At 44.9% G+C, this 20644-nt stretch carries 20 protein-coding genes and 2 pseudogenes; 19 read left to right on the top strand and 3 right to left on the bottom strand.

Annotated elements, in window-relative coordinates:
• The first annotated feature begins 6 nt into the window (after positions 1–6).
• The 7 genes and pseudogenes from L9Q40_RS05440 to L9Q40_RS05410 form a co-directional block, all read left to right on the top strand.
• A complete protein-coding gene (locus L9Q40_RS05440; protein ID WP_498792513.1) occupies positions 7–1962 on the top strand; it encodes a (Fe-S)-binding protein in 1956 nt (651 codons plus the stop codon).
• Positions 1963–1971: 9 nt separating this feature from the next.
• Positions 1972–3210, top strand: a complete 1239-nt coding sequence (etfA, locus tag L9Q40_RS05435) for an electron transfer flavoprotein subunit alpha (protein ID WP_498792511.1) — start codon at positions 1972–1974, stop codon at positions 3208–3210.
• Complete coding sequence (gene etfB / locus L9Q40_RS05430) at positions 3200–3994, top strand: electron transfer flavoprotein subunit beta (RefSeq protein ID WP_498792509.1); 795 nt, start codon at positions 3200–3202, stop codon at positions 3992–3994. The genes etfA and etfB overlap by 11 nt, the downstream gene beginning before the upstream one ends.
• Positions 3995–4238: 244 nt before the next feature.
• Positions 4239–5846, top strand: coding sequence for a BCCT family transporter (locus L9Q40_RS05425; protein ID WP_498792507.1), 1608 nt, complete (start codon positions 4239–4241; stop codon positions 5844–5846).
• Positions 5847–5970: 124 nt separating this feature from the next.
• A complete protein-coding gene (locus L9Q40_RS05420; RefSeq protein WP_498792505.1) occupies positions 5971–6213 on the top strand; it encodes a hypothetical protein in 243 nt (80 codons plus the stop codon).
• A gap of 357 nt (positions 6214–6570) precedes the next feature.
• Positions 6571–7080, top strand: a complete 510-nt coding sequence (locus L9Q40_RS05415; protein WP_498792503.1) for a helix-turn-helix domain-containing protein — start codon at positions 6571–6573, stop codon at positions 7078–7080.
• Positions 7077–7919 (top strand): annotated as a pseudogene (locus tag L9Q40_RS05410) (IS3 family transposase); the annotation flags it as partial. The gene L9Q40_RS05415 and the pseudogene L9Q40_RS05410, both read left to right, overlap by 4 nt.
• Positions 7920–8050: 131 nt before the next feature.
• On the opposite strand, the gene L9Q40_RS05405 reads toward L9Q40_RS05410, so the two are convergent.
• Positions 8051–8920, bottom strand: coding sequence for an aldo/keto reductase (locus L9Q40_RS05405; protein WP_020335250.1), 870 nt, complete (start codon positions 8918–8920; stop codon positions 8051–8053).
• Positions 8921–9205: 285 nt separating this feature from the next.
• Between L9Q40_RS05405 and atpD the strand changes: the two genes are divergently transcribed.
• From atpD to L9Q40_RS05345, 12 genes are all read left to right on the top strand, one after another.
• On the top strand, positions 9206–10591 hold the full coding sequence (gene atpD, locus L9Q40_RS05400; RefSeq protein ID WP_498792501.1) for a F0F1 ATP synthase subunit beta: 1386 nt from the start codon (positions 9206–9208) through the stop codon (positions 10589–10591).
• Positions 10588–10992, top strand: coding sequence for a F0F1 ATP synthase subunit delta/epsilon (locus L9Q40_RS05395; protein WP_498792499.1), 405 nt, complete (start codon positions 10588–10590; stop codon positions 10990–10992). The genes atpD and L9Q40_RS05395 overlap by 4 nt, the downstream gene beginning before the upstream one ends.
• A 4-nt stretch (positions 10993–10996) precedes the next feature.
• Positions 10997–11266 (top strand): AtpZ/AtpI family protein, encoded by a 270-nt coding sequence (locus L9Q40_RS05390; protein ID WP_020335247.1) that lies wholly within the window; start codon positions 10997–10999, stop codon positions 11264–11266.
• A 52-nt stretch (positions 11267–11318) separates the two neighbouring features.
• Positions 11319–11960, top strand: a complete 642-nt coding sequence (locus L9Q40_RS05385) for a F0F1 ATP synthase subunit A (protein WP_498792497.1) — start codon at positions 11319–11321, stop codon at positions 11958–11960.
• On the top strand, positions 11953–12219 hold the full coding sequence (atpE, locus tag L9Q40_RS05380; RefSeq protein ID WP_014234581.1) for an ATP synthase F0 subunit C: 267 nt from the start codon (positions 11953–11955) through the stop codon (positions 12217–12219). Before L9Q40_RS05385 ends, atpE begins: the two co-directional genes overlap by 8 nt.
• 53 nt (positions 12220–12272) lie before the next feature.
• Positions 12273–13022, top strand: a complete 750-nt coding sequence (locus L9Q40_RS05375; RefSeq protein ID WP_498792495.1) for a F0F1 ATP synthase subunit delta — start codon at positions 12273–12275, stop codon at positions 13020–13022.
• Positions 13009–14505 (top strand): F0F1 ATP synthase subunit alpha, encoded by a 1497-nt coding sequence (locus L9Q40_RS05370; protein WP_498792493.1) that lies wholly within the window; start codon positions 13009–13011, stop codon positions 14503–14505. The genes L9Q40_RS05375 and L9Q40_RS05370 overlap by 14 nt, the downstream gene beginning before the upstream one ends.
• Complete coding sequence (locus tag L9Q40_RS05365; RefSeq protein ID WP_498792491.1) at positions 14505–15356, top strand: F0F1 ATP synthase subunit gamma; 852 nt, start codon at positions 14505–14507, stop codon at positions 15354–15356. Before L9Q40_RS05370 ends, L9Q40_RS05365 begins: the two co-directional genes overlap by 1 nt.
• 103 nt (positions 15357–15459) lie before the next feature.
• Entirely contained in the window at positions 15460–15951 is a 492-nt protein-coding gene (locus L9Q40_RS05360; protein ID WP_020335241.1) for a hypothetical protein, read from the top strand.
• A gap of 148 nt (positions 15952–16099) precedes the next feature.
• Complete coding sequence (locus tag L9Q40_RS05355) at positions 16100–16852, top strand: metallophosphoesterase (RefSeq protein ID WP_440878706.1); 753 nt, start codon at positions 16100–16102, stop codon at positions 16850–16852.
• 251 nt (positions 16853–17103) lie between these two features.
• Positions 17104–17952, top strand: coding sequence for a hypothetical protein (locus L9Q40_RS05350; RefSeq protein ID WP_498792488.1), 849 nt, complete (start codon positions 17104–17106; stop codon positions 17950–17952).
• 270 nt (positions 17953–18222) lie between these two features.
• Complete coding sequence (locus tag L9Q40_RS05345) at positions 18223–18402, top strand: DUF3012 domain-containing protein (RefSeq protein WP_498792486.1); 180 nt, start codon at positions 18223–18225, stop codon at positions 18400–18402.
• Positions 18403–18600: 198 nt separating this feature from the next.
• Here the strand turns inward: L9Q40_RS05345 and L9Q40_RS05340 are convergent.
• Positions 18601–19392: pseudogene (locus L9Q40_RS05340) on the bottom strand (LysR family transcriptional regulator); the annotation flags it as partial.
• A gap of 12 nt (positions 19393–19404) precedes the next feature.
• Complete coding sequence (locus L9Q40_RS05335) at positions 19405–20643, bottom strand: ISL3 family transposase (protein WP_498791601.1); 1239 nt, start codon at positions 20641–20643, stop codon at positions 19405–19407.
• Position 20644: the final 1 nt, after the last annotated feature.

The raw sequence follows: 20644 nt of genomic DNA, 5'->3' as shown, positions 1-20644 counted from the left end.
GGGCTTATGTTCCTAGAGTCACTACTTCCTATCTTACTTATAACAGCCGGAGCCCTGGCTGTTATAGGGATGCTCCGCCGCATTATGATGTGGCGGAGAGGGCAAGCCGAAAGTGTTGCCTTTTTTGCAGGGTTAGCGGCTATGCCGCGTCGTTACCTCGTGGACTTGCACCACGTGGTAGCGCGCGACAAAGTGATGTCTAACACTCACGTTGCAACGGCAGGTGGTTTTGTCCTGTCCGTTGTGCTCATTTTCGCGGTTCACGTGTTTAACCTGGAGCCGCAAATCTTATCTTGGGTACTGCTTGGCTCACTTGGCTTAATGTTTTGCGGCGCATTGTTTGTCGCAAAACGTCGACTAAACCCGCCATCGCGCCTGTCTAAAGGCCCTTGGATGCGGTTGCCGAAAAGCTTGATCATGTTCTCGGTGAGCTTCTTCATCGTGACACTGCCAGCGACTCAGTTAGTTGGCGATGTGTTTAACGTGGTTGCTGCCGTTGTTCTCCTTGCTGCTATCGTATGGGGCGTCGGTGAGATGTTCCTTGGTATGGGCTGGGGCGGACCAATGAAGCACGCGTTTGCTGGTGCGCTACATTTGGCATTTCACCGTCGTCCAGAGCGTTTTGGTGGTGGTCGTTCAACCGGTTTAAAACCAGTAGATCTTGATGCTAAAAAGCTGGGCGTTGAAAACCCAAGTGATTTTAAATGGAATCAGTTACTGGGCTTTGATGCGTGTGTTCAGTGTGGTCGTTGTGAAGCGGTATGTCCGGCATTTGCGGCAGGGCTGCCACTAACCCCGAAAAAGCTAATTCAAGATATGGTTGTTGGACTGGCTGGCGGTACGGATGAAAAGTACGCTGGTAGCCCATATCCAGGTAAAGAAACCGGATGTGCAAAAGGCGACCCGCACAAACCAATCGTGGGCGGTGTGCTAAACGCAGAAACACTATGGTCATGTACAACTTGCCGCGCTTGTGTAGAAGAGTGTCCGATGATGATCGAACACGTGGATGCGATTGTTGATATGCGCCGCTTCTTAACGCTTGAAAAAGGTGAAACACCAAACAAAGGTGCGGAAGTACTGGAAAACATCATCTTCACTGATAACCCGAATGGTCATAACCCGAACAAACGTTCTAACTGGGCAGCAGACCAAGATCTTAAACTGATGTCTGAAGTCAAACGTGCAGACGTTCTGTTCTGGGTGTCTGACGGTGCGTTTGATATGCGTAGCCAGCGTATTCTCAAGTCGATGGTGCAAATTCTCAAAGCAGCCAAGATTGATGTAGCTATCCTGGGCGATGAAGAACTGGATTGTGGTGACGTTGCGCGCCGATTAGGTGACGACGTAACTTATCAGCGTTTAGCAAAACGTAACATCCAAACGCTGATGAAGTACGACTTTGACTGCATCGTGACAACAGACCCTCACGCATTCCACTGTTTGAAGAACGAATACCCGGACTTTTACCCAGAGAATGAAAAACCAAACTACCAGGTTTGGCACCATACAACCTTCATTAACCAATTGGTTGAAAAGGGGTTAATCGGTCTTAAACCATTGTCAGTCGGAAAAGTTACCTACCATGACCCTTGTTACTTAGGTCGTTACAACGGCGAATATGAAGCGCCTCGTTCGGTGCTAAAACACCTCGGTGTTGAAATTGCTGAAATGGAACGTTCTGGTTTCCGCTCACGTTGTTGTGGCGGTGGTGGTGCCGCTCCGATTACCGATATCCCTGGCGAACGTCGTATTGCGGATATGCGTATGGACGACATCCGTGAAACAGGTGCCGATCTTGTGGCAGTAGGTTGTCAGCAATGTACTGCGATGCTTGAAGGTGTTGTTGAGCCAAGACCAGAAGTGAAAGACATTGCTGAACTTGTTGCTGAGATGCTGGTTGAGATTAGTGATGATCAGGTGGACGTATGGACACCAGAATCTGAAACCGTCGGTGTGTAGGAGAAGATCATGGGAGAATTTATTTTACGCCGTGACCCTCGTGTCGAGTGGATTAGACGAAACAGGCTACACCCACAGCATGATAGCTTGATGGTACAGCCAGTTGAAGAGATTGGACCAAGCGGCTTAACTAGGCGTTATCCGCATCGAGTTGGTTTTATTGGACCGAACGGCATTAAGCGCATCGATCGTCTGAACAATAATGCTGCAACCTCGATGATGGGTGCTCGCCAAAGCAGCCAAGCAAGTGTCGAGCTGCCGTTGCACAAGGTTGAGTCTCCAGACTTTTACATTGTGGTTGTGCCAGATATGCCGGGTGGCCGTTTGAGCAGCCATGATAAAGACGTTCTTGGCCAAGCCCATCAGCTGGTTAAACAGTCTGACGGTGAGGGTGCTGTGATGGCCGTGGTATTCGGCACCCACAAAGAAGAGCAGTTTGATCTTGCAGGCGTCGACCGATTGCTAACGATTCCGGATGAAGTGTTTGATCACTACAGCCCGGAACAGCGAGCAGAGGTTCTGGCGAGTATAGAAGCGCAATATTCGCCTAAGCACTGGCTATTCCCGGATAGCATTCAAGGTGGATTTGAACTTGGTGCGCGCTTGTCTGCGGCGATTAATGAACGTCCTGCAACACAAGCGTGGCAAGTCGATACTGAGCATGCGGTATGTCGAGCAGCAGGGCTTCGTCACGACATCAAACGTGTGACACCTCGAGTGCTTCTGCTGGCTCAAGAATGTGCGCTACCAATTGATGAAACCCGACACGAAGTGCTGCCGGTTGAATTTGAAGGCACATTCAGCATTGAATCTCGCATCGAAGATCTTGGTCCAGTCGCGGTGGATCCTCAGGCGATTCCACTTACCGAGGCTGAATTCATTCTGTCTGCAGGTAACGGCATCCATGATTGGGAGAAATTCCACGAAGCAGCGAATGTTCTGGGTGCAACCGAAGGCGCGAGCCGCGTAGCCGTCGATGATGGCTTTATGCCTCGCGACCGTCAGGTTGGTGCTACCGGTAGCTGGGTGACCGCTCGAGTCTATGTGGCTGTTGGTATCTCAGGGGCAATTCAACACCTACAAGGTATTGGTGCTTGTGAAAAAGTCATCGCCGTAAACACAGATGCGGGTTGTGACATGGTCAAGCGCGCGGATCTGAGTGTGATTGCTGATAGTAATGAGTTTTTAAGAGAGTTGATTTCTCTTATTCAACAACATCAATCAAAGGAGCTGAAGGATGCCGCATAATCAAACCGATACACTGCGTGTCAGTACGTTAGTCTCCATTGGTGCCCACCCTGATACAGGACGTGCGCGCCGTTCAGCGACCGATGCACGTGCTGTTGAACTGGCGATGAACTTAGAAGGTTGTGAGTTAGAGGTGCTTCACGCAGGCAACCCTCAGGATCCAGCACTGTCGTACTACAGCGGCATGGGCCTTTCTCAAATTCGCGTTTTGGCTCAGGACGAACAGGACGATGCGGTCAACACATTGTCTTCTTACTTTCGAGATGACATGCCCGACATCGTTCTAACAGGAATGCGTGCGGAAAATGGCGAATCTTCAGGCACGCTACCTTTCTTTCTTGCTCAAGAGTTGGATTGTCCGATTGTTATGGGCGTCGCGGAAATTCTATCCGTCAAAAATGGTACAGCGCGAGTATTACAAGCGCTACCAAGGGGACAGCGTCGAGCGCTAAACGTATCTCTGCCATTTATCGCTAGTGTGGACTTTGCTGCGCAAGAACCACGACAAAGTGCATTTGGTCGAGCTCGCCGATGTGACATTGTCACGGAAGAGGTGGAAGGCAAGCAACTGGATAAAGAGCGACTAACTTGGGAAACAAGTATCGCGAAGCCAAAAGCGAAGCGTTTGAAAGTCGTGAAAGCTAAAAGTGCGGCTGACCGTTTTAAAGCGGCGACAGCAAAAGCAGAATCGACAGGCGGTAAAGTCCTTAAAGACCAGCCTGTTAGTGAAATGGCTCAGGTAGTCTATGACTTACTGCTTGAAGAAGGAGTGGTAAATAAATAACTAAAAAATTGACTTGTTAGGAATTCAACTTATTGAACCCAATTAGGTTCATCTAAGGAATATATCCACGTTAACGGTACCGACAATTAGAAGAAAAGTTCGGTACCTACGTGGTTAATACCAACGTTAATAAGTACTTGAACAATTACTTATCCAACTAGGTATGACTTACGACGAAGAACGATTCAGGGAAAGGAATTACTGAATACTGTTCAATATATGTTAATCACTAAAGAGGGATCGCATGAAAAGCATAGTGAGTAGTCGAAGAAGATATAAATCCGTTCATACCGTTAAATACGAAACGGATTATTGTGCTGGGCAAGACAATGTCAAACTCTTTGGCATGGATATCCATAACCCCGTGTTTGGTATCAGCGCTAGCTTAATTTTATTGTTCATCATTTTGACGTTAATTTTTCCTGAAGGAGCAAAAGACGCACTTATTGCCGCTCGGAGCTGGTCTATCAACAATTTTGACTGGTTTTTCATGGTCGGGTGTAACTTGTTTGTAGTGTTTTGCTTATTTTTGCTTGTTTCTCCAATGGGCAAAATTCGTTTGGGAGGCGCAAACGCCACACCGGAATTCTCTACGGTATCTTGGTTTAGCATGTTATTTGCTGCGGGTATGGGGATAGGGCTGATGTTCTGGAGCGTTGCTGAACCTGTCGCGTATTACACCGACTGGTACGGAACGCCACTTAACGTGACAGCCAATACCGAAGAAGCAAAACAAATGGCGCTAAGTGCGACGATTTACCACTGGGGTTTACACCCTTGGGCGATCTATGCCGTAGTTGGCCTGGCTTTGGCTTTTTTTGCACATAATAAAGGCTTGCCACTTACTATCCGTTCTGCATTTTTCCCAATTTTAGGTGAGCGTTGCTGGGGTCCAATTGGTAACTTCATCGATATTCTCGCCGTTCTGGCAACCATCTTTGGTCTTGCAACTTCTCTTGGCTTCGGCGCTCAACAAGCCGCTGGTGGTCTTAGCCATCTGTTTGGTGTCTCAAGCGGTATTTCAACTCAAATAGCATTTGTGGTTGTGGTTACCGGCATTGCTGTCATCTCAGTGGCACGAGGACTGGATGGCGGTGTGAAGATATTGAGTAACATCAATATGCTAATCGCGGCAGGTTTAGTTGCGCTACTGGTTGTTATTGGACCGACGCTATCTATTTTGCATACATTTGGTGATATCACGCTGGGCTATGTTGATAACTTTGTGCCGCTTTCTAATTGGATCGGACGTGAAGATTCAGACTGGTTCCATGGTTGGACTGTGTTCTACTGGGCGTGGTGGGTATCTTGGTCACCATTCGTAGGTATGTTTATTGCTCGAGTTTCTAAAGGACGTACGGTTCGCGAGTTTGTCACTGCAGTACTACTTATCCCAACCTTAGTCACTATGGTTTGGTTAAGTGTGATGGGTGGCACTGCGATGGAACAGGCTACGACAGGTGTCGGTGAGCTAGCAAATGGTATCAGCGATGTGTCTCTGGCGATGTTCCAAATGTTTGAGAATTTACCATTTTCTACGTTGTTATCCGTTGTTGGTATCTTGCTTGTACTGGTCTTCTTTGTAACGTCTTCAGATTCTGGCTCACTTGTAATCGATAGTATCACTGCGGGTGGTAAAGAAGATGTGCCAGTAGGTCAGCGTGTGTTCTGGGCTATTGTAGAAGGTTTTATCGCGATAGCACTGCTACTTGGTGGTGGTTCGGAAGCACTGACAGCATTGCAAGCTGGCGCGATAACAACTGGTCTGCCTTTCACACTTGTTTTGGTACTGATGTGCTGGAGCTTGTACAAAGGGTTAAAAACTGAGATTCACCTTTACCGTAAAGCATAAATGCTACGCAACTAACATTTTTGGCTGTGTGACATAAAAATAGATCACAGCCTATTTTTTAATCGTCTATTGTAGGCTTGTTGGGGGGAAGGAATCCCCTCTTATTTGGTAGGAGTAAGTAGTTATGATGCACGTAGATCTTGTAGATATGGATGACTTTATTACTGATCTTAGCCAGCTTGGCATTGAATGCCCAAGTGCAGATGTGGATAGCGTAAAAAGCAGTATTGATGAGTGGTTAAAAACGGTCGACAGCTCTCAGCGTGACCGATTCTCGAAACTGTTATTCTGTATTGAGGAAAAAGGTATTTTGTTACCAGATATCGAAAATGTCGTTCGATGGGGCGCTCAACAACTACCTCGATGAGACAAATCTTCGCTTCTTGTGCAAATCTTGAAAGCATGAGGACAAGTTCAGTATTCTGAACAAAGCAGTATAGCGCTGAGCGGTTTTGCTCACGTTAATCGCTGAAGGGGAGTCGATATTATCTACTATAAGTCGTAGTGGGTAATTCCTACTCCTATACCGACGTAAAGCTAATCTTAAGCATGAGCTGAAACGTCAAAACTTCCATCTGAATCAGTAAATAAAAACCTTGCCGACTATTTCGTACTTAGTGTTGCTGCAAGCGAAAGAACTCACAGCATCATCCTAAAACAAAAAAATCCCACTTATGTTGAACTGACCCCCAATAGTTGGACACCAATTATTGGGGGTCTCTTTATGTCCAAATATAGCCGAGCATTTAAGTGTGCGGTCGCCAAACAATATTTACTGGGTGAGTGTTCATCTTACGAACTTTCTCAAACTTACTCCATTGCACCACGCATAATACGTTACTGGGGAAAAGTGTTTGAGATTCATGGTTCTGATTCATTTAAGCCTCATGATTTCGCTAAAAATGCTCAAACCAAGCTCCAAGCGTTAAAAAAAATGTGGACGAATGGCTGGTCTATCAACCACACTAGTGCGGTATTAAATTTCTCCTCCTCTGGAACACTCTCCGTTTGGCTTAAACAGTACAAACAATATGGCATTCAGGGGCTTGAACGTAGTAGAGGACGATCACCAATGAGTAAGCACCCTTTTATCCAGCAAAAAAGTGATGATGAAAAAACGCTGGAGGAGCTAAAAGAGGAGTTAGCCTACTTACGCGCCGAGAATGCCGTTCTAAAAAAGTTAGAAGAGCTGGAGCAGGAAAAGCCTCGCCGAACAAAGAAAAAGCGAACGTAGCTCTAGCTCTTAAAAGCTGTTATCCACTAAAACACCTTTTGCATGCCTTAAAGTTAGCGAGAAGTATTTTCTATTATCATGCGAAGCCAAATAACGACGCCGAACAGTATCAAGATGAAAAGAGTCTAATAGAGCAAATTTACCATGAGCATAAAGGCAGATATGGGTATCGTCGTATTCACTTAGAGCTACGAAGACAGGGCGTTATGCTTAACCACAAAACGGTTCAACGGCTCATGGGTCAACTAGGCTTGAAGTCTACCGTCAGACCCAAACGGTACCGCTCTTACAAAGGAGAAGTGGGAACTGTGGCCCCCAATGTTCTTGAACGAGACTTTAAAGCGACGAAGCCAGATGAGAAGTGGGTAACTGATGTCACTGAGTTTAAAGTTAAACAGCAGAAAGTCTATCTATCACCAATCGTTGATCTGTTCACACAGGAAGTTGTGGCTTATAAGGTCGCAAAAAATGGGCGTCTACCTCTGGTCACTGAAATGTTGACAGACGCGGTTGCGACTTTAGGCGAAGGCGCTAAGCCAATCGTTCATAGCGATCAAGGGTGGCAATATAGGCATAAGAAATATCAGAAAAAGCTATCTGAAAGTTGCTTAACACAGAGCATGTCGCGGAAAGGAAACTGTCTAGACAATGCAGTTGCGGAGAACTTCTTTGCCTTACTGAAAACAGAAATGTACCATAACCAGCACTTTGAAGATGCTGATGACCTGATCGCTCATATTGACGAATACATCGAGTATTACAATACCAAACGAATTAAAGTGAAATTAAAAGGCCTGACTCCGATAGAGTATCGAAATCAGGCCTTGCAAGCCGCTTAACAGAAATGTCCAACTTTATGGGGTCACTTCATGTTTAGAGGGACTTTTTATTGGGGTACGGCACCGACGAGAATCTTCTGATACACACTAACCAACGGTGTTTCTGTTTTCTTCTCGCCGGAACCGTGTTTTTAGTCGTGGATTTTCACGCCGAGACAGCCACGTACAAAATCAGGGTTGAAGTGCTTAACTGCATCGCCAACGTAACCTAAATCAAGGCTGCTGATTTTCTCCATCTCTTCATCTGAAAGCGTGAAATCCCAAATATCGAAGTTTTCTTCAATACGTGCTTGTTTTACCGACTTAGGAATAACGGTAACACCACGTTGTAAATTCCAGCGCAGAATAACTTGAGCCACTGTCTTTCCATGTGTTTCTGCAATACCTTTTAGCATCTCGTCTTCAAAAGGTTTATGACGACCACCACCTAATGGTGCCCATGCTTCAGGCTGAACGCCGTAATGCTTCATTGTTTCTAGCGCGGCCGGCTGAGCATGATATGGGTGCAGCTCAATCTGGTTTACCATTGGCTTAATTTTCACTGTTTCACAGAAATTCGCCAATACATGTGCGTAGAAGTTAGACACGCCAATCGCTTTGAGCTTGCCTTCTTCGTAAGCATCTTCCATCGCACGCCAAGCGCTAAAGTAGTCACGCATTGCCTGGTGTAGTAGATATAAATCGAAATACTCTAGACCAGATTTTTCCAGTGACGCTTCGATACCTGCTTTAGCGGTATCGTAATTTGCCATGTCCTGAACCCATAACTTTGACGTGATAAATAGATCTTCGCGCGTACAAATGCCTTCTTCAATGGCTTCACGGACAGCTTCACCGACGGCATCTTCATTACCGTAGACTGCGGCAGTATCAATGAGGCGATAGCCAGCACGGATAGCACTGAGTACTGACTGTTTGCATTCTTCTTTATCGGTAACCTGAAAAACACCAAAGCCTGCCATTGGCATCTCTAGGTTGTTACTTAATGTTGTATATTCCATTGTAGAATATCTCCATTGCGCTGATTGGACGTAAGACAATGAACTCTATTGGTGCTTAATCCTTTAAAATCAGTGGAGCTCATACATTTCCCTTATCACGGGGTGGAGTAATTATGGCACGCAATAGCCAACATCGAATTGTTCAATATTCGCTATTGTTTGCCTAAAACTTCAATTCACGCTCACTCAACGTAACTACTTATAAGCTACACTAAAAAACAGAAGTTGGTGCTCTTCCGTTAATAAAATTGCTAAAGCAGATATGCCTTTGCAGGGGTGTAAATAATGGAGCTAGGAAGGAAACAAGTCCCGGTTGGTGTCATTACTGAAATACATGGCCCGGTAACCGTAATTGCCTGTGATACCTTGCCTCCCTTGCATCAGGCTTTATGTGCTAATGTCGATAATGAAACCTATCTGTTTGAGGTTCATCAACATCTTGATAAGCGGCATATCCGCGCCATTATTCTCCACAAAACCTCCTCGTTGCATCGTGGGCTCACCGTTTATGATACCGGGGCTTCACTTCATGTTCCGGTCACGCCGGATTGTCTCGGTCGTTTGCTCAATATCTTTGGTGAGCCATTGGATGGCGGGAGCAGATTGAATACGTCAATGTTTCGCAATGTTCACAGTGCGCCAGTCCCGATTCATGAATCTGTCGGTGCCGGAAACGTATTAGAAACGGGTATTAAAGTTATCGATCTTCTCTGTCCTTTCATTGAAGGAGCAAAAACAGGATTACTCGGTGGTGCTGGGGTTGGCAAGACGGTGTTAATTATGGAGTTCATGCACGCGATGGCTTCATTACATCAGGGGGTGTCGGTTTTTTCCGGAATAGGTGAACGCATACGCGAAGGTCATGAACTTTGGCACGCTATCCGAGATGCAGGGGTACTGCCACAGACATTAATGGTGTTCGGGCAAATGGACGAGTCGCCGGGCGTTCGTTTTCGGATAGGACTATCGGCTCTGACCTATGCGGAATACCTGCGCGATACCCTGAAAAAAGATGTTCTGTTTGTCATGGATAATATTTTCCGTTTTGTGCAAGCGGGCAGTGAAGTATCCAGTTTGCTCGGGCGGATGCCCGCTACGGTAGGCTATCAACCGACACTGTCGACAGATATCGCAGAGATTCAGGATCGTATTCTTTCAACCAATAATGGCACCATCACTTCGGTACAGGCTGTCTATGTTCCGGCTGATGATATGACTGATCCAGCGGTGAGTACCATCCTGAGTCATCTGGATAGCACGGTAATGTTATCCCGGGCACAGGCCGGTAAAGGGATTTACCCTGCGGTCGATGTGTTGCAGTCCAGCAATAAGCTTATGGACAGGCATACTTTAGGTGAACGTCACTACAGTATTGCTGAAGGCGTCAGGGAACATTTAGCTCGTTACCATGAGCTGGAAGATATTATCACCATGTTAGGAGTCGGTGAGTTGTCACAGGCTGACCGCACCATCATTATGCGTGCCCGAAAACTTCAACGCTATCTGACCCAGCCATTTTGTACAACAGCGGCACATACCGGCATGCCGGGAGTGTCCGTGCCGCTGGAAACTGCGCTAAATGACTGTGAACATTTTCTGCTTGGTCATTTCGACGAAATTCCGGAAGAGCGCTGCTATATGCAGGGAAGTATGGAGAGCCAGCTACGATGAAAAATTTTGTGATCAGCCTGTTGGATGCCACGCACTCTACAGAGATTGAGGGCGTCACTTCGTTTATTGGCGAGGACCAAACGGGTAGCTTCGGATTGTTGGCGAATCACAGTCGTTTTATGACGGTTCTGTCTACGGGAATTGCGAAGTACCGCACGGGGGATAGTGACTGGAAATACCTGGCAGCGGCTGGTGGGGTGCTCTATTTTAAAAATAATCACCTGACATTATGTACATACCGCTTTTTGCTCGATGATGACTATAGCCGTATTAGCCAGGCACTGGAGCAACAATTAGTGATAGAAGAAGAAAAATCACAGACGTTTAAACAGAGCCTACGCCACATGGAAGAAGAGGTATTTCTGCGGCTGTGGAAAATAGGCAAAAGAGAGACACTTTAGTGCCATGCGTAAACTTGATGATTTGAAAAAGAAAACTGAGCGTCAGGTTGACCGTATGAAGAAAGCTGAGCGCGAACGACATACACTTATCGGCCAAACTATTTATCTTGGAACCCTGGGGCTATTGCTTGCGTTACCCATTGTGGGAGGCGCTTACCTTGGTCATTGGATAGACAGCATGATAGAGGGATATTCGGTTCGCTGGACAATAAGTTTTATCTTGCTTGGCGTGATCGTTGGGATGATCAACGTCTACCTTTTAATTCGGCAATAGTGCTATGGGTTTTTACTGGGATTAAGGAAACCGACTCAGTGGGACGGTCATTATGATAGATAATACGGTAGTCACAACATGGGGAATCATTGGCGCACTCGGGCTATTTGCCTGGATTTTGTCTCAGAAGTTATCTATCAAACCCGGGCTGGTACAGACTGCGGTAGAGGGCATGATTGCCAGTATTGAAAATGTGATTAGAGAAGTCGCTCCCCGGCATATAAAAAGCCTGATGCCATTTATTGGCAGCCTATGGATATTTCTTGTTATCGCCAACCTGTGCGGGCTTATTCCGGGCGTTCATTCTCCAACACGCGACCTATCTGCTACCTCTGCGCTGGCAATCATTGTTTTCCTTTCGACACACTGGTTCGGCATTCGCCTGCAAGGAATAAAGCTTTACTTAAGCCATTATTTAAAACCCAGCCCGATTCTATTACCGTTCCACATTATCGGGGAAATAACCCGTACGGTTGCTTTAGCGGTGAGATTATTTGGCAACATGATGAGCCTGGAAATGGCCGCCTTGCTATTTTTGTTAGTCGCAGGATTTCTGGCGCCAGTGCCAATTTTAATGCTCCATGTCATTGAAGCCTTAGTTCAGGCTTATATCTTCGGCATGTTAGCCCTCATTTACATAGCAGGTAGCCTACAATATCAACAACAGCAACAAGAAGGAGCCACTCATGAATGAGTTATCAACCTTTGTTCTGACTTCAACCGCTGTTGCCATTATCGGTATTTCTATTGGTGTCCTTGCTCCAGCGATAGCCATGGGGTGGGCTGTGAGTCGGGCAATGGATGCTCTTGCACGTCAGCCTGAGGCTGAAAAGTCAATTATGCGGACGCTTTTTATCGGGTTGGCAATGATAGAGTCACTGGCCATTTATGTGCTCGTTATTGTGTTGATTGTGCTTTTCCGTAACCCATTGCTTGAATACCTTATCAAATAGCGTCTGCTAGCCACTCTATGATGGTTTATCACCCACGTTGAGGAGCAATTACTGTGGAGTTTAGCTGGACTACTTTTGTTCTGGAAATCATCAATTTTTTGGTGTTGATCTGGATTCTCAAACGCTTTCTGTTTAAGCCGGTAAAGGCGGTGGTTAGTCAGCGCCAGGCGGATATTGATAAACAGTTGCTTGAATCCCAGCGGCTGAATGATGAATCGGCTGCACTGAAAGATGAGTATGAAAATCGCCTGGTTAATTGGGAACACCAGTGTCAGCAGGCAAGAGAGGCACTGCGCCGGGAAATTGACTCAGAGCGGGTATCCCAGTTAGATTTATTGAAGCAGTCGATAGAGCAGGAAAAGAAAAAAGCGCAAGTGGTTGAATCTCGCCAGCGTATAGAAGCGATTCGTGATAGTGAACAACAGGCGTTACACCAGAGCGCTCAATTTGCTGCTTCTCTGCTTAGCAGGGCTTCTGGACCTGAGCTGGAGGCTAGGTTACTGGATATTCTGTTGGAGGATTTATCTTCCCTTTCTGAGGAGCAAGCGGCCAGTTTGTTACATCAATGGGGAGTTATGCCTGAAGTAATTGAGGTAAGCAGCGCTTATCCAATACCTGAACAAAAACGGCAAGAGCTGGAAAGCGCCCTGAAGACCGTCAGCCAATTATCCATCCCTGTCCAATATGATGAAAACCCTGAGTTGATCGCTGGTGTGTTTATTTCCATAGGTGCCTGGTGTTTGCGTGCCAATATAAGAGATGATTTAAAAGGGTTTATGGAGTTCGCCTATGTTACCCGATGAAGACGAACTCAAGAGCCCGTTGACCCAGCAGGCGATGTGGCTCAAGGACTATAAACCGGGGCTACGCCTTGAAGAGCGGGGCGTTGTGCTGTCCATCGGAGATGGCATTGCCAGGATCTCAGGGCTTCCTTCGGCGGCGATGAACGATATCTTAACCATGGAGGATGGCAGTCAGGCAATGGTGTTTGACCTGACGGAAGAGCTGGTCAGTGCGGTGCTCTTGCATGAAACCAGCTTATTGACCGCCGGAACCTCCGTACATCATTCCAGTCATTCTTTAAGTGTCCCGGTGGGTGACAATTTGCTTGGCCGGGTTATTGATCCGCTGGGTAGTCCACATGATGGGGAAGCGGCCCCAATCCCATCAGCGTGGATGCGTCTGGATACGTTGTCGCCTCCGATAATCAGCCGTGATTTTGTGAATGCGCCTTTGTATACGGGCATCAAGATCATAGATACCCTAATCCCGATAGGTAAAGGGCAGAGACAGTTGCTTATTGGTGACGAAGGCCTAGGGCGTAGTGCTCTGGCACTTGATACCGTGATTAACCAACGAGGCAGAAATGTGCGGTGTGTTTATGTGCTCATTGGGCAAAGGCGCTCTACGGTCATTAAGACGATTGAGATATTACGAGAGTTTGGTGCGCTTGAATACACCACTGTCGTTGTCGCGGAAGCGAGTAGCTTGCCGGGATTACAGCATATAGCGCCTTTTGCCGGCTGTGCTATCGCTGAGTATTGGATGCAACAGGGGCACGATATTCTTGTTGTCTATGATGACCTCAGTACGCATGCCAAAATCTACCGAGAACTGTCATTGCTTCTGCGTCGTCCTCCCGGGCGGGAAGCTTATCCAGGTGATATTTTTTCAGTCCATGCTGGGTTATTGGAAAGGACTACCTGCCTGAGTCCGTCTCATGGTGGTGGTAGCATGACGGCTTTACCAATCGTTGAAACCAAACAGGGAGAAATCGCCGATTATATTCCGACTAACTTAATATCCATCACTGACGGGCAAATCTATCTGGAACGCGGATTGTTTTCAGCCGGTTTTCGTCCGGCCATTGATATCGCTCGATCGGTTTCTCGTATCGGCGGACAAGCGCAACATCCCAGAATCAAGGAAGAAGCCGGAAGTATGAAATTACACTATCTTCAGTTTCTCGAGCTCGAGAGTTTCACCCGCTTTGGTGCCCGTCTTGAAGCTTCTATGGAGCAAGCGATTCAACGTGGTCTGTTATTAAGAGAGATTCTCAAGCAAGAGCAATTTTCTCCGCTTCACGAGACTTTTCAACTGGCATGGCTTGTCGCTTTTAATGATGGGCATTTCAAGGATTGCGAACGAAAAGAAGTGGCCTCACGTCTCAAACTTCTAGAGCAGGAGGTGAAATCTTCCAGCCTAACCCTGGATAGCCCTAAAGATGAATGGAGTGTAGCGGTCGCTAAATGGTTATCACCTAACAACATACAGGGCAGTAAGTGATGAGCCGACGCCTCGATCTGGACAATCACCATCATAGTCTGAACGAAATTATAAAAATCTTAGATGCGATGAAAATGTTGGCTTACATGGAAACGCATAAGTTGGGTGCATTCCTTGACACTCAACATCAAGCGCTAGATGCCATCAGTTCAGCAGCTAACGATTTTCTTAGTTTTTATCCCGGAACCCAACTAAAAGAGTCTGAAGTCTTCCCTGTTTATCTTTTAATTGGATCTGAACGCGGGTTCTGTGGTGACTTCAATCAGGAACTGGTGAACTATATTGAGCAGGTCTTAACGATTCCTTCCAATGTAAAGCCCACTTTAATTACGGTTGGCCGCAAGCTCTATAACTTAATGCAAGACGATGGTCATGTATATGCGCAGATTGAAGGGCCAAATGTTGTCGAAGAGGTGCCTAACGTTCTCGAACAAACCGTTCAGGTACTGACAAAGATCCAGAGGGAACAGTCGTTGATGGGCTTATACAGCGTTTACCACAGTGGCGAACAGGGGATTATCACAAAAAAACTATTGCCGCCGTTTCAGCAGAAGGATCAACAACCCGCTAATTTTCAGTACCCTCCGGAGCTAAACTTACCGCCAGCAGACTTTTTGCTCAAAGTTGCCGAGCAGTTTCTTTTTACTGCTCTGCATGAAATTGTTTATACCTCTCTGTTAGAGGAAAATCACAATCGAATCATGCATCTTGAAGGCGCGGTTAAACATCTTGAAACTAAAGCGGATGAGTTGACCCAGCAATGCCATATTTTACGCCGAGAAGAGATTACCGAAGAAATTGAAGTAATTTTACTTAATGCCAGTAGTTTTGACGATTTTCCCATTGGTTAAATGCACATGTGGCATCCACGCTTGAGCCTGATATTTGTGTGTCTATAAATAAAAATGCTGTCGAAACGGATAGTGACTGTCATTTCACTTAAGAGGGACGTAAATGATTTCTACAAAACATAAGGTGACACTACTTACGGTAACACCTGCGGTCATGCTGCTCTTTGTCCACCTGGGAGCCTTCGCACAAACCAAGCAAGAGCAGGTGCATCATATGTCGCATCAGGTAATGCCCTTCGACATGTCTAAAACTCTTCATGTGTTCAAAATGACGGATTCAGGTGGCGTCCAAAAGGTTTTGGCGAGGAACACAGAAGAAACTGAACAAATCTTACTTATTCGGCAACATTTAGAGCACGAAGCGCAAATGTTTAAACACGGAAATTATTCAGACCCAACAAAATTACATGGCGCAGACATGCCTGGAATTGCGAAACTTAGCGCTAATTCCTCAAAAGTTAACGTGTCATATTCAGAACTTCCTGAAGGTGCACAGATCACCTTTGAAACTAAAGAGATAAGTATGGTAACCGCAATACATAGATGGTTTGGTGCTCAGCTTTCCGAGCATGGAGCTGATGCAAAATCGGAATGATGGATACAGATAAGGCATAATGCGAGTTTATTTTTAGGTATGTTTAAGTACGCATTAAATTGATTTTAGATACTCGGTCTCTGTTCTCATTGACCAATTCTTGCCTGTTTTTATTATTATCCTAAAGGCTTTTAGCGGGGGAAGTATATTGAAAATCTGTCACCTTTCGGATCTCCACTTGGAATTCGGTTCAATGGAAGTACCTCAATCTGATGCCGATGTGATAGTACTGAGCGGCGATATTCACATAGGGACTCAGGGTATCGATTGGGCTTCGCAATTTGATGTGCCCGTAATATATGTTCTGGGCAACCACGAAGCCTATGGAGCTTCTCTAGATTCACTGATAGGTCAATGCCGCGTTAAAGCGAACCAATATGAGAATGTCCATTTATTAGAAAACGACAGTATCGTTATCGAAGGCGTTCGTTTTCATGGATGCACGTTATGGACAGATTTTTGTCTCGATGGCAGCACCGATGTTTCAATGAAGATAGCAGAAGGTCGAATGAATGACTTTAAGCAAATTCTTTATCATGGAAATGTTTTTACTCCCCAAGATAGCCAAAGTATCCACCGTGAATCGAGACGATGGCTCTATCATTCTGTAAAGCAGTCGCCAGAGCAAAAAAACGTCATTGTTACCCACCATCTTCCATCAAGAAGTCTGATTCAGGTTGAATACCTCGGAAGCCCACTTGCCCCTGCTTTTGCGTCACACTGTGATGAGTTTGAAAGTATTGCGAATAAAATTGCAGTTTGGTGTTACGGGCACAATCATGATTGCAATGAACAAATAGACTTCGGCATAAACTTCCATACAAATCAACGTGGATATGTTGAACATGAGTTAGTTTCTGGTTTTGACCCTCAAAAAATAATTACTATTGATACAAAATGAATCGGGAGCAAGCCTGTGATTATCAAGTGTTGTGACCACACTAAATGACGATCTTCGCTAACGGGTTTTTGCCCCCAAATGGTTTAGTCTAACTGTCACTCGGATTGGTAGATGCTCCCGTTAGTCATACTTTTTGTAATTTGAGTCGCACTTCTCTACTGTTGATGCATACATCTCAAACTGAAGTCATACATACTAATGTCAAATAACCTTGTTTCTTGATGTCACTGTAGTAAGCAAAAGGGACTGTGATGATAAAAATAGATATTAAGTTTTTCGCATTATTAATTTTATTATTAAATACAAGTGCGTGCTCATCCAATAAAAATAGCTATATTTATGACAATTTTATTGACGAGATTATAAACGCAGGTAGCACTGAAAAATTAGTAAGTGCTCTTACAGAGCAGTTGAGTGTTGGTGATGACGCTAATTATTCTGAAATATTGAACGAGTACGCTTCAAAGTATGTCTTTAACGATAAATATAAAGCTCGTTTGAGTCAGGGGTATAGAGAAATTTTTACGCCAGATGAAATGAAGGTATATGTATCAGCGCATAATTCAGAGGCTTGCCGTGCAATGTTGAATTGGGAAACTGCAATCCAAGCAAAATTAGTAAATAAAAATGTCGAAGCGTTAGACAACAATATTACTAAAGAGAAAATAGTAGCCTGCTATTCTTTATTAGAACACTCAACGACGGTAAAACAAAGAGAAGAAATTAAAGCCTTATTATCATCAATCAAAGACGAGTTTGTAAGAAGTACCCATCCTCAACTTGTCGAAATGATTAAAAAGTATAAGCTCATTAAAGGTGTTGTAAATCGTACAAAAAAAGAGATGGAATTCCCGGTTGCTGTAGATGAATTTCAAATTTATTTAGATGTTATAGCTGGCCATAATTACCTAGAAAATGTCTATGTTTATAAAGACACATTTTCAGAAAACGAAATACTAGATATTGATAAAAATGGTTTAAGGGCTCGCGCTTGCGAAACCTCTGACGTACTGAAAATGGGGATTAATGAGCATTACACATGGCTGGATATAAACCACCAACATCTTATGACGTATGTTATTAAAGAAGAAGACTGCTAAAGTCACACGGTATGAGTAGGTTACGCTATAAAGTGTATTTTCCATACTTCAGATAGTGGATGGCAGTGACAATTGCTAACTCACTTTTGCCCAATAACGGCTTAGCTCTAGTCGCGATATCAATGAGTCGCGACATCAACGTCCATGACCAACCGATCTTGTTTGCATTATAAGTGTCCCTATATATTGGTCAGTGACTATCCATTGACCCACTCAACTTAATATTTCATTATGCAGTGAACGACTTATGTGTTTTTCTTGGACGAAATGATGAAAAAATTAATGAAAACTTATTCTTGTATATTTGGTTTGTTGATGGGCGTTTTGGCTATACAAGGCTGCTCGCCTGAAGTTGGAAGCAAAGAATGGTGTGCAGAAATGAAAGAAAAGCCTAAGGGAGACTGGACAGCTACTGAAGCCAATGATTTTACGAAACACGGCATACTCTAAATTAAAAATAAGATCAAAGTCATATGCGGGTGTTAATTGCCCGCTTTTATCCCGGTTACAATTGTATGCTCTCGGACAGGATAAGTCCGTTTCTAAAGGTTACATGATTGTTTATATTGGCGTTGTGGGTCTTGGAATGAAAAAACCTCATCATTCGATGAGGCTTTGGTTAGGGGGCAAAGCTAATTATAACTTTTCTTAAGCGTTCTGCTTACGGTAAAAGTCGCGCATGGTTTTTATAAACAGCGAGCGCACCTTATTGATTGAATGGGTCTTTTTGGTGATCGCCATTATTTCTACATAATAGTGTCTTGTATCTGGGGCGATTGGCACAAGTTCTCCATTATCGACATAGGGCTTGGCGTAGTTTTCTGGCAAGTAACCAATAAATCTGGACGAGAGTATCAACGCCATTCGAGATTCATAGTTATACGCCGTGGCTTTTAAGTTCATTTTAGATAAAGGAGAGTGGAGGAGCTCCTGTGGCTTTAATCCTGCGTAAACGACAGGGAATCCGTTGATGATGTCCTCAGAAAGCTCTTTCTCAGATAGTTTGGCAAGCGGGTTATCTTTGCTGGCATAAAGGTAACAAATATCGGTATAGATGTGTTCGTATTCCAAGCCATCAAGCTCACGGTGAAAAGGGATAAAACCGATATCGGCTTCTTCTTGCAGCACTTTGCGTTCTATTTCCGTCATGCGAGCTACTTCAGCCGTTAGGTAAACTTCTTTGGCGATGCTGGAGAAGTTACGGATCACTTCAGGCATCTTCGCCCTATTATCCAAACTTATGTTATCGCTAAATAGCACTTCTAAGCTGCCAGACGGTTGAATGTCGAGATGGTTAATGGTGTTACGAAAGTCCTCAAGCTCCCCCAGTAACTTTACTGTTGCCTCGTAGACTACGGCGCCTTCTTCCGTTAAAGCAAACCCGGATCGTCCACGACGACATAAGACAAGATTTAATCGAGATTCGAGATTAGATATATGGTTCTTCTCCGCTTAGGTGAGCTTGATATTTGGGTAAAAAGTTGAGTGGGTATCAGGAACCGATGTTTGTCTGATCTTCAACTTAAAATAATCTGTATCTCTTACTCCTCTGGCTCTTCGTCTGAGTAACCCTATAGATACATTGCCAGCCTCAACCCGAGCGTTGGTCAGCTTGTATTTTGCGTAGTTACAGATACCTACTTTTCTTTCTAATATTGAGTCTGCAAAGCTGCTTAGTGACATTATCCGAGTTGACTTTGCTAGACGGCACCAAGCTTCAAGAGCGGCTGTCATGGTCTCGTAACAAGGCTCATCCCATATCGCTTGTAGCTGCTCTTTTAGCATATAAATCACGCACAACGTCTTGTTACTCTCAAGTAAATCGTCGAGTCTGTCAGACTGCTTGTCATCCAATTTCTGTGCATTTTTCAGTAGGAGGAAGAGTGTGCCTTTAAGCATCCTTTTCTCATCGTGCGAGCCAATCCTAAAAGCTTTCGCTCTCTCTTTTCTGATTAAAATGCAGTAGTTTTGCATCACATGGAATCGGTCAAAAACGATGTCTGCATGAGGTAACATTTTTCTTACCGCTGATTGGTAAGCTTGCCCCATATCCATTGATACCGCTTTAATTCCAGCCTTTGTTTCCTCTGATAGTTGCTCGAAAAATGAGATAAGGACTTCTGCTTTTCGTCCATGTTCTACCCAAATTAAATGACCAGAAACAAGGTCGTAAACGACGGTCATATAATCGTGTCGTTTAGCTCTAGCTACTTCATCAACGCCAATGTGGAGTAAGTTCTTTAGTTTCTCGGGTTCTAAAGCTGGCAGGCTTGAACGCAAGTATTCTCTATCGATGTTTTTGACTGTTTCCCACCGAATACCTAAATGCTGAGACACGGCATGTATGCTCATGTGGCGGCATAATCCACTGATAAACTTGCAAAAGCGAGCGGTATAGCGACCTCCTTTAGAGACATAGTCAGTATCTTCAATTAGCCGTCTTCCGTCTTTATCTCTGGTTTTAGCCAGTTCAACTTCTATCGTGCATGGCCGTCCGCTAACAGGCAGATCCTGAAGTCGTCTTTTGACATAGTGGTCTACGGTGCAGGTTGCACCTGTGATTGGATCTTTGACCTTATATCTTCGGTCTCGACGGCAACGAACGAAAACTGATTGGGACACTTCTTCTATTGAACAAGATTCGACACACTGACCTTTAAAGCAAAACAACGAGGAATACAAAGACGACAAA

The organism is Allocatenococcus thiocycli, from assembly GCF_921292965.1.
In the GTDB taxonomy this organism is placed as follows: Bacteria; Pseudomonadota; Gammaproteobacteria; order Enterobacterales; family Vibrionaceae; genus Vibrio; species Vibrio natriegens.
The sequence above is the reverse complement of the archived record's forward strand: the minus strand, read 5'-3'. Positions and strand labels throughout refer to the sequence as shown.